Source organism: Acidisphaera sp. S103 (genome assembly GCF_009765975.1).
Lineage (GTDB): Bacteria > Pseudomonadota > Alphaproteobacteria > Acetobacterales > Acetobacteraceae > Rhodopila.
In genome coordinates this window covers 67,345-69,414 of sequence record NZ_LMUJ01000095.1, presented here as the reverse complement: position 1 = coordinate 69,414, position 2,070 = coordinate 67,345, and the positions used below count along the sequence as shown (strand labels likewise).

2 protein-coding genes and 1 pseudogene are annotated in these 2,070 nt (G+C 65.7%); all 3 read left to right on the top strand.

Annotation, left to right across the window (positions count from 1 at the left end):
* Window positions 1-238 (top strand): annotated as a pseudogene (locus GSQ89_RS31635) (hypothetical protein); the annotation flags it as partial.
* Between the two features lie 76 nt (window positions 239-314).
* Window positions 315-1,520, top strand: coding sequence for a hypothetical protein (locus tag GSQ89_RS31630; RefSeq protein WP_158932097.1), 1,206 nt, complete (start codon window positions 315-317; stop codon window positions 1,518-1,520).
* A 22-nt stretch (window positions 1,521-1,542) separates the two neighbouring features.
* Window positions 1,543-2,070 (top strand): hypothetical protein (locus GSQ89_RS31625; protein ID WP_216856509.1); only part of this gene is annotated, 528 nt, incomplete at its 3' end.

Sequence of the window (2,070 nt, the reverse complement as noted above, 5' to 3'; positions counted from 1 at the left end):
CCTGTTGACCGGTGCCGGCCTCACGGTGGTGTTCGGCCAGCTTGACCGGTCGTTCTCCACGGTGGACGAACTGCGCAACCTGGGCCTGCCGGTGCTGGGTGGTATCTCCGTGTTGGGCTTGATACCGCTGCGTCAACGATTGTTGACGGTGGTCCGGTTCGGTGCGGCGCTGGCGGTGCTGGTTTGCGTGTATGGGGGGCTGATGGTCCATATCCTACGGTCGGCGGCACTGATCTAGTGACCCATTCCGCCCCAGAAACACGATCGCCGGTGCGCGCGAAGCCCATGTTGACGGCCGAGGGAATGAACCGGTCATGCTGATACCGAAAGCATCCCATCTGGTTGAGCGGGTGGCGGAACGTTTGCTGCGTTCCGGTGCCCTTGATGATTCGTCGGCGCAACTCCTGCGCCAGCCCAGCGTCGAACCGGTCCGGGATGCGGTGGATCACGATGCCACGCCGGCGGCGCCTCGACCCGAGGTCACGCCGGGGCAACGATCCTCACTGTTTGCTGCCCCGCCGTCATCGGCGAAACCGCCGCCACCGCAGGGCATGCCAATCGCCGCCGCCCAGGTTTCCGCGGGCGGACTGGGAGCGTTACCCGACGAGGACATGGTGCCGGCGGGCGATGATAACGGGTTGGAAACTACACCGCTGGCAACACCGGCGATCCATGGCCAGCCGCGGCTGCCGGGGCAGGCCGCCGTGCTCGACCGTCCCGAGGACTTCACCGCATCCCTACCGCCGCCTGGTCTGCGGGGCGCGTTGGCCGATCCCGCGGCGGGGATGCTGCAAGGACCGGCGTCGGTCGATGCGGTGTCGCTCGAACGCGCCGGCATGGTCGACTGGTCGCGCACCCGTACCCGCATCTCCGAGGAATTCCGGCTGGTGCAGCGCCAGATCATTCGCTCCGCCTTCGGTCCCGGGGCGGAACCCGGATTTTCCAACTTGTTGCTGGTCACCAGCGCTCGTCCGGGCGAGGGCAAGAGCTTCATGTCCACCAACCTGTCGGGCAGCATCGCGCGCCAGGGCGACCACCATGTGCTGCTGGTGGATGCCGATTCCAAGCGTGATTCCATCTGCTACAGTCTGGGACTGGCACAGGCGCGCGGCTTGCTCGACCTCGCGGCCAACCCGAAGCTGGACCCGGCGCCGCTGATCGTGCGGACGCCGATCGAACGCCTCTCGATCCTGCCCGTCGGCCGTGAACGCGAACGCAGCGCGGAGTTGTTTTCGACCAAGGAAATGACGCGGCTGATCCAAAGCCTGGGCCGCCGCTATGCCGACCGCCTGCTGATCCTCGACGCGCCGCCGTGCCTGTCCACGTCCGATCCGGCGGTGCTGGCCCAGGTGGTCGGGCAAATCCTGTTCGTGGTGGAGGCCGACCGTACCCAGCGCGATGAGATCGAGGCTTCGCTCGATCTGATCCAGGCGTGCCCGACGATCACCATGGTCCTGAACAAGCAGCAGATCTCGTCCCGATACACGTTCGGTGCCTATTCCTCGTACTACTCGTCCTGACCCGGCGGCCCGCGACAACCCCATGATTTCGGGCGAACCCCTGACCTGGAGGCGGACGGCCGCAAACGGCTGGTCCATTGCTGGACTGGGTGCTGCTTTGCTGTTGGCGCAGGCCGGTAGCGCGGCGGCATTCCCGCTTATTGATCCGACGAACGAGGACCAGGTGCCACAAGGCACCGATCTGGCGACGCCGGATGTGCAGACCCTGCAGCACCAGTTGCAACTCGCGAACGGCTTCGGGGCGCCGGCGGGTGGCGGGTGGACGATCGTGCCGTCGCTGAATGTGGACGAGATGTTCACGGACAACGTGCTGCAGCAGAACAGTCCGCGCCGGTGGGATCTGGTCACCCTGGTCACGCCGGGGATCTCGATCGCCGGCGATTTGCCGCGCCTTCAGTTGAAACTCGATTACAATCCGACCTTATCGCTTGCCGCTCGCACGGACTCCCAGGATGCGATCTCTCAATCCCTGAACGGGACCGCGCTTGTGACCCTTGTTCCGGACCTTGCCTTTGTCGATGTGCGCGCCCTGGCGTCCGTTCAATCGACC

Excerpts from the sequence above, each read along its gene's own strand:
- GSQ89_RS31630 (WP_158932097.1), top strand. The coding sequence starts at position 315 with ATGCTGATACCGAAAGCATCCCATCTGGTTGAGCGGGTGGCGGAACGT.